The sequence below is a fragment of the Amycolatopsis melonis genome, assembly GCF_040064235.1.
Classification (GTDB): Bacteria; Actinomycetota; Actinomycetes; order Mycobacteriales; family Pseudonocardiaceae; genus Amycolatopsis; species Amycolatopsis melonis.
Genome location: NZ_JBDZYD010000002.1, coordinates 395,669 through 402,487 on the forward strand (window position 1 = coordinate 395,669; position 6,819 = coordinate 402,487).

Genomic DNA, 6,819 nt, shown 5'->3' on the forward strand with positions numbered 1-6,819 from the left:
TTCACGGACTTCAAGTCCGTGAAGGGGCTCGCCGCGCCTACCCGAAGGTCCGCCGCGCCGTGCCGATCTCGGCCGCCTGGCCGTCTGGCCGCCCGATGGTGGTTTCCGGCATTTCGAACTCCCCAGTTCCCGCCCGTACCGATGTACGGGACTGGCGCGAGGGTAAAAGTCCCCTCCCGTCCGTGCCAGCGTATCGGCGGAATACGCGGCGATCAGGCGCGGCGGCGCCAGATCAGGCGGGTCAGCGTCGCCGCGACCGACGCCGGCGCGGGACGCCGCGGCAGCCCGCGGGCCTCCGGTGCCGACTCCGGCATCGCCCGGTACGCCAGGTGCGCGGCGAACCGCGCCAGCCGTGGCGCGGCGAGCGTCGCCAGCTCGGCGGCGCGGCCTTCGGGCAGGCTGAGCACTTCCGGACGCTCTTCGAGGGCCTTCACCACGAGCGCGGCCGCGCGTTCCGGGCTGCTCGACGGGATGCCGCGGTAGCCGGTCGGCGCGATCATCGGCGTCCGCACCAGCGGCATCCGCACCGACGTGAAGGTGATGCCGTCCGACAGCGTCTCGCGCCCGGCCGTCAGCCCGAACTCCTCCAGCGCCGCCTTCGACGCCAGGTACGCCGAGAAGCGCGGGGTGTCGGTCTGCAGGCCCTGGGTGGTGACGTTGACGACGTGCCCGAACCGCCGCGCGGCCATCGACGGCAGGAAGCCGAGGATCAGCCGCACCGGGCCGAAGTAGTTGATCGCCATCGTGCGCTCGAAGTCGTGGAACCGTTCGGTGGACAGCGAAACCGAGCGCCGGATCGACCGGCCGGCGTTGTTGACCAGCATGTCGACCGCGCCGTGCTCGCCGAGCACGTCCTTGACCAGCGCGTCGACCGCGTCGCCGTCGGTGAGGTCGCAGGGGTACGCCGCCGCGGTGCCGCCCGCGGCGGTGATCTCCTGCCGCACCTGGTCGAGTTCCGCGGCGCGGCGGGCCACCAGGATCACCTTCGCGCCCTTGCGTGCGACGGCGAGCGCCGACGCACGGCCGATCCCGGACGACGCCCCGGTGATCAGCACCGTCCGCCCGGCCAGGCCGTGCCCGCGCCGCGCGCGGTCCGGGTCGAGGTGGGCCTGCCAGTACCGGTAGAGCGGTGCGGCGTAGTCGCGCAGGTCCGGCAGTTCGATGCCGCTGCCGAACAACGCCGTCCTGGTGCGCGCGGTGTCGAACTCGACGTCCATGGTCAGGTGCGGCAGCACTTCGAGCGGGATGCCCAGTTCCTCGAGGACGGCGGCCCGCGCCGCCCGGCCGCCGGGGACGCGGTCGATGCCCGCCGCGGCCGCCTTCGCGACCTTCGTGCCGGCGCGCCGCACGACGCCGGACGGCTTCGCGGGCAGCGTGGCGCGGATCGTGGGGCCGCCGGCAGCGCGCGCGAAGGCGTTGTAGACGGAGTTGAGCGGCTGGGGCCGCGCGGCGGCGAGGTGGTAGGTCGTCCCGGACGGCGCGTCCCGGTGCATCAGGAAGTCCATCGCCTCGACGACGTAGTCGACCGGCACGAGGTTGGTCGCGCCGAGATCGGGTGCGGCCAGGGGCAGGCGCCGCGGCAGGGCGGCCAGCCGCGAGATCGCGGGCAGGAAGTAGTAGGGGCCGTCGATCTTGTCCATCTCGCCGGTGCGCGAGTCGCCGACGACCGCGGACGGCCGGTAGACGCGGTAGGGCAGCGGCTGCTCGCGCACGAGCTTCTCGGCCTGGAACTTCGTCGCGTGGTAGGGCGACCCGAAGTGCTGCCCGAGGTCGAAGTCGGCCTCGGTGAACCGGCCGGCGTGATCGCCCGCGACGGCGATCGACGAGACGTGGTGCACCAGCCCGGCCCGCGCCGCGGCGGCGAAGGCGAGCAGGTGGCGCGTGCCCTCGACGTTGGCCCGCCGGTTGGCCTCCGCGTCGGCGGTGAGGTCGTAGACGGCGCCGAGATGGACGACGTGGTCGAGGTGCCCCAGGACGGCGGGGTCGGCGCCGAGCCGTGGTTCGGCGAGGTCGCCGGGCACCGGGTGCAGCTTGTCCGCGCCCGGCCAGTCCTGAGCCAGGCGGGCCAGGCGATCGCGGGAGGTCTCGCGGACCAGCGCGTACACCGCGGACGTCTCCGGCCGCCGTAGCAGCCGCGCGACCAGGCGTTTTCCGATGAAGCCCGTCGCGCCCGTCACGAAGTAGGTCGTCATGGCCGGTCCCTTCTCGTCGGGACCGACTCTAACCTACTGGAAAGTAGGAACGGTAGTTGTCAGTGTCACCGGGCGAGCCCGGCCTCAGCTTTCGGTTTCGTCGGCCGTCGCCACGACGGCGTCACGCAGGGCGGCCCGCAGCCGTCCGACGTCGAGCGGCCCGAGCACCGCCGCCTCGCCCGGCGGCGCGACCAGCACCACCTTGTCGTTGCTGACGAACACCGTCACGTCCCTGCGCCTGCCGGCCAGATCCCGGCAGCCGATCGACCACTCGCCCCGACTCATGGTCGCCGCCCTCCGCTCGTTTGTCGTGGTCGTGCTCCGTGCGAGGGTGGGAGGGGGTCTCGGGGAGGCTATGACGCCGGTTCACCCGATCTGCCTACTCGCGGGTTTTCTCTTGCGTTCCGGGGATTTCCGGCGTATCGCCCGGTCGTGATCCGGACGGCGCCGGAGTACCGTGCGCTCCGGACAGTCTCACGGGAGGTCGGGATGCCGGAGCCGCACAAGATCGTCATCGTCGGAGCGGGCCTGGGCGGGGCGTCCGCCGCGGCGGCCGTGCGCGAGCGCGGCTACACCGGCGACGTCCTGCTGATGGGGTCGGACCGGCACCGCCCGTACGAGCTGCCGCCGTTGTCGAAGGGCGTGCTGCTGGGCAACGCCGACGAGCCGGACTGGGTGCACGAGGAGAAGTTCTACGCGGACAAGGACATCCGCTTCACCCCGGGCGTGACGGCGACGCGCATCGAGCTGGGCGCGCGCCTGGTCCTCGACGACGCGGGCGGCGAGCACCGCTACGACCGCCTGGTCCTGGCGACGGGCTCCCGCCCGCGCACCCTCCCCGTCCCCGGCGGCGACGACCCTGGGCTGTACACGCTGCGCACGCTCGACGATGCGTTGAAGCTGCGGTCGGCGTTCGCGGCGGCCGGGCGGGTGCTGATCGTCGGCGCGGGCTGGATCGGCTCGGAGGCGGCCGCGGCGGCCCGCGCGCACGACACGGAGGTGACGGTGGTCGACCCGGTCCGCGTGCCGCTGGCGAACGTGCTCGGCGAGACGGTCGGCGGCGTGTTCCGCGACCTGCACGCGGAAAAGGGCGTGCACTGGCGCCTGGGCGAGCAGGTCGCGGAGATCACGCCGGGCCCGGGCATCCGCCTGGCGAGCGGCGAAGAACTGACGGCGGACGTGGTCCTGATCGCGGTCGGCGCGGCCCCGCGGGTCGAGCTGGCCCACGCGGCGGGCCTGGAGCTGTCCGACGACGGCGGGGTGAGCGTGGACGCGGGCCTGCGCACGGCGGCCCCGGACGTGTACGCGGTGGGCGACATCGCGGCCCACTTCCACCCGCGCTACGGCCGCCGCATCCGCGTGGAGCACTGGGCGAACGCGAAGGACCAGGGCGCGCACGTGGCACAGAACCTGCTGGGGGAGAACGAGCCGTTCCTGGCGACGCCGTACTTCTTCACCGACCAGTACGACCTCGGCTGCGAGTACCGCGGCCTGGCGGACCCGGCTTCGGACGAGCTGGTGGTCAGGGGAGACCTGGCGGCCCGCGAGTTCACGGCGTTCTGGCTCCGCGACGGCGAAGTGACGGCGGCGATGAACGTGAACATGTGGGACGACGGAGACGCGCTGGCCGCCTTGGTCGACGGGCACCAGAAGGTCGATGCCGCGTGGCTTCGGGAGGGTGATCTTTCGAACGCCCAGTAATCCGCCACGGGGATGTTCAAGAAGGCCGTCACCTGGTCCTCGGACTGGAGGAGGACGCCTTTTGCGTTCCGGCCCTCATTGCCCAGGCGGAAACGCGCGTAGTTCCTGGCCGGACTGCTGAGCCGGATGACCAGGAAGGCCGTGCCGGCCCAGGCCGCGCCGCGATGTCAGCCAAGACCCGCTGGAGCAAGGCGCTGCTCGGGCACCTGGAGACCGGCACCCGGGCCGTCAAGCGGGAACACGTCATCACGTACTCGCGTGCCCTGAACGTGTCCGTCGAGTCTCGGTACGGACCGCCGCAAGATCCGCTGCGCGTAGCTCACGAGTGGCCCTCGACTTGGTCGACGACACCCACGAGGAGCGGTCGCCCGGGATTCCCGAGCCGGAGTGGGTTACTGGATGAGCCGGGACGAGATCGACGTCATGGCCGGCCGGGTACTGATCGAGGTCGGCCGGCCGGTGAAGGCCGCCGCTTGCTGACCCGGGCCATCGACGCGCGCCGGAGAACTGGACGCGGCCCGCGAGGTCATCGGCCGCCCGAAAGAACTCTTGTCCCCCGTGCGAGCTACAGCGAAGTTCCCGCTGTGCGGTGACGATCTTGGAGCCACTGGTCTCCTAGCGTTGGACGCGCCCCGTGAGCACTCCGGCTGAAGCCCGGGCGCTGTCCGATCATCGGAACCGGTGGCGAGGCTGCAGCGAGCCGCGTCGTCCGGTGGGGCCGGATCATTCGTGTGACGTCCAGGGGAGAGGGATGGAACATGTCCGAGTCGCTCGATGCCCAGCTTGCGCTGGTGGCCGGGAAGCTCCCGGTCGACGAGCTGGTGACCGCGCAGGTGCGGGTCACCGCCGGGATCGGCTCCTACCGCGTGGTTCCGCTGTCGGAGGTCCGGCCGTCGGCGCACCGCAACGTCGTCCGGGTGCTCGCCGCCCTCGGCGGCGAGCACTCCGGCGATGTCGTGGAGGACGAACGGGAGACCGGGCGGCGCCGGGCACTGCAGGGCGTCCCTGTCTCCGACGTCCTGGCCGCCTACCGGAACGGGATAGCGTTGCTGCGCGACGAATTTCTCCGGACCGCCCAGGCGCAGGCCATCTCTGCCGAGGCCATGCTGCTCGGCGCCCAGCGGATCTGGCAGCTCGGCGACGAGTACGGCAACGAGTTCCTCGCCGGCCACCGCGAAGCCGAGCTCGACCTCGCCCGCCGCGAGAAGCGCCAGCGGACCTCCCTGCTTGCCCGCTTGCTGGAAGGCACGATGACGACCGGCCAGATGGTCGCGGCGGGGGTCGGGTACGGGCTCACCGCCGACCGGCAGTACTGGGTGCTGCGGGCCCGGTCGGCGAACACCGATCCGCTCGCGGTCACCGGCGTGCTGGAACGCGCGGCCGGCGCGCAGGACAAGGCCCTGGCCGGCACCTACGGCGGTGATGCGGTGGCAGTGCTGTCCCAGCCCGTCGCGAGCGAACTGGCCGGCGACGTCACCGCCGGACTGGCCGGCCCGATCGAACTGCCGCGGTTGCGTGCCGGATTCGCCGAGGCCACGCAACTGCTCGAGGCGGCCACCCGGTTCGGCTATCGCGGGATCGTGGACCGGGGGCGCATGGCGCTGCGGCTGGCGGTGGCGAACGAGCCGGAACTGGGCAAGTTCCTCCACGCCCGGTACATCGAGCCGGTCGAGGCGGAGAGCGCCATCGGCGAGGCGTTGCTCGACAGCGTCGAAACGTATCTGTCCCGGCGGCGGTCGATTCCCGAAGCCGCTGCCGCACTGTCCGTCCACGTCAACACACTGCGCTACCGGTTGGAGCGGTTCGCTGCGCTGACCGAAGCAGACCTGCAGGACACGGAAACGGCGTTCGAGGTGTGGTGGGCCCTGCAGTACCGCAGCTTGTGCGGATCTCCAATCCGGCGCGGCTGACGTCGTAGCGCGGTACCTGGTTTCGTCACCGGATCGGTTGCTACGGTTTTTCTTACCGGCGCGCATTGCCGGTGTCAATTTTCCAACGAATGGTTGTCCATGATCCGGAGGCTAGAGTTGGCTCGAAATGTCAAGAGGCTGGCGCTGACGGTGCTGGCCGCCGCGGTGATGACGGCCGCCATTCCCGCGGGTGTCGCATCGGCCATGGACCAGGTCCCCTGCAACAACAACGAATTTACGCGGGTCACGGTACACCCCAGCAACTTCCCCAGTCAGAACCTGTGTTTCGCGAACGCCGGGTCCATGGAAATCCGGACTCTGTTCGGAAACCCGATCTGGGTCACCGAGATCTGGACCGGGAACAACCGGGTCCAGTGGTTCGGTGACGGGCGGTGGCAGCCGGAGACGCCGATCGGCAAGTGGACCACGTTCACCTGGCCGAACCACCCCGGCGGAGTGCGGCTCGACGAAGTGCGGATCCTCTGAAGCTCCAAGCTCCGGCAAGTGATTGTTCCCGCTGTGGAGGGATCAAGTTGGCTCGAAATGTCAAGAGGCTGGCGCTGACGGTGGTGGCCGCCGCGGCGATGACGGCCGCCATTCCGGCGGGTGTCGCATCGGCCATGAACGAGGTCCCGTGCAACAACGACGAATTCCTGCACGTCACGGTACACGCCAGCAATCTTCCCTCGAAAACCTGGTGTTTCGCGAATGCCGGGTCCATGAGAATCTACAACCTGGCGGGCTCGGCCTTCTGGGTCACCGAGATCTGGACCGGAAACAACCGGGCCCAGTGGCTCGGTGACGGACGGTGGCAGCCGGAGACGCCGATCGACAAGTGGACGAAGTTCACCTGGCCGAACCACCCCGGCGGAGTGAGGATGGACGAGATCCGGATCCTCTGAGCCCGGAGCCGCCGAAGCCGAACCAGCGGATCGCCGGGTTGGGCGGTCTGCCGCGGCTTGTCGTGAGTGCGTAAAAAAGGTGAAAACCAGTTTTTACCAAAACACCAACCACCC

Annotated in this window: 6 protein-coding genes; 4 read left to right on the top strand and 2 right to left on the bottom strand. The window is 70.6% G+C overall.

Features of this window, described 5'->3' with window-relative positions; all coding sequences use genetic code 11:
- Positions 1-212 precede the first annotated feature (212 nt).
- Positions 213-2,192, bottom strand: coding sequence for an SDR family oxidoreductase (locus ABJI51_RS06315; protein ID WP_348948191.1), 1,980 nt, complete (start codon positions 2,190-2,192; stop codon positions 213-215).
- Between the two features lie 84 nt (positions 2,193-2,276).
- Positions 2,277-2,477: a hypothetical protein gene (locus ABJI51_RS06320; RefSeq protein ID WP_348948192.1), complete on the bottom strand. Its 201-nt coding sequence runs from the start codon at positions 2,475-2,477 to the stop codon at positions 2,277-2,279.
- Positions 2,478-2,681: 204 nt separating this feature from the next.
- Between ABJI51_RS06320 and ABJI51_RS06325 the strand changes: the two genes are divergently transcribed.
- The 4 genes from ABJI51_RS06325 to ABJI51_RS06340 all read left to right on the top strand — a co-directional run bounded on the left by ABJI51_RS06325 (position 2,682) and on the right by ABJI51_RS06340 (position 6,705).
- Entirely contained in the window at positions 2,682-3,893 is a 1,212-nt protein-coding gene (locus ABJI51_RS06325) for an NAD(P)/FAD-dependent oxidoreductase (protein ID WP_348948194.1), read from the top strand.
- 758 nt (positions 3,894-4,651) lie between these two features.
- On the top strand, positions 4,652-5,803 hold the full coding sequence (locus tag ABJI51_RS06330) for a PucR family transcriptional regulator (RefSeq protein WP_348948196.1): 1,152 nt from the start codon (positions 4,652-4,654) through the stop codon (positions 5,801-5,803).
- 99 nt (positions 5,804-5,902) lie between these two features.
- Positions 5,903-6,289, top strand: coding sequence for a beta/gamma crystallin domain-containing protein (locus ABJI51_RS06335; protein WP_348948704.1), 387 nt, complete (start codon positions 5,903-5,905; stop codon positions 6,287-6,289).
- An 83-nt stretch (positions 6,290-6,372) separates the two neighbouring features.
- On the top strand, positions 6,373-6,705 hold the full coding sequence (locus ABJI51_RS06340) for a beta/gamma crystallin domain-containing protein (RefSeq protein ID WP_348948197.1): 333 nt from the start codon (positions 6,373-6,375) through the stop codon (positions 6,703-6,705).
- Positions 6,706-6,819 lie beyond the last annotated feature (114 nt).

Bases quoted from the DNA above. Each gene is read 5' to 3' on its own strand.
- ABJI51_RS06315 (WP_348948191.1), bottom strand. From the start codon at position 2,192: ATGACGACCTACTTCGTGACGGGCGCGACGGGCTTCATCGGAAAACGC.
- ABJI51_RS06320 (WP_348948192.1), bottom strand. From the start codon at position 2,477: ATGAGTCGGGGCGAGTGGTCGATCGGCTGCCGGGATCTGGCCGGCAGG.
- ABJI51_RS06325 (WP_348948194.1), top strand. From the start codon at position 2,682: ATGCCGGAGCCGCACAAGATCGTCATCGTCGGAGCGGGCCTGGGCGGG.
- ABJI51_RS06330 (WP_348948196.1), top strand. From the start codon at position 4,652: ATGTCCGAGTCGCTCGATGCCCAGCTTGCGCTGGTGGCCGGGAAGCTC.
- ABJI51_RS06335 (WP_348948704.1), top strand. From the start codon at position 5,903: ATGATCCGGAGGCTAGAGTTGGCTCGAAATGTCAAGAGGCTGGCGCTG.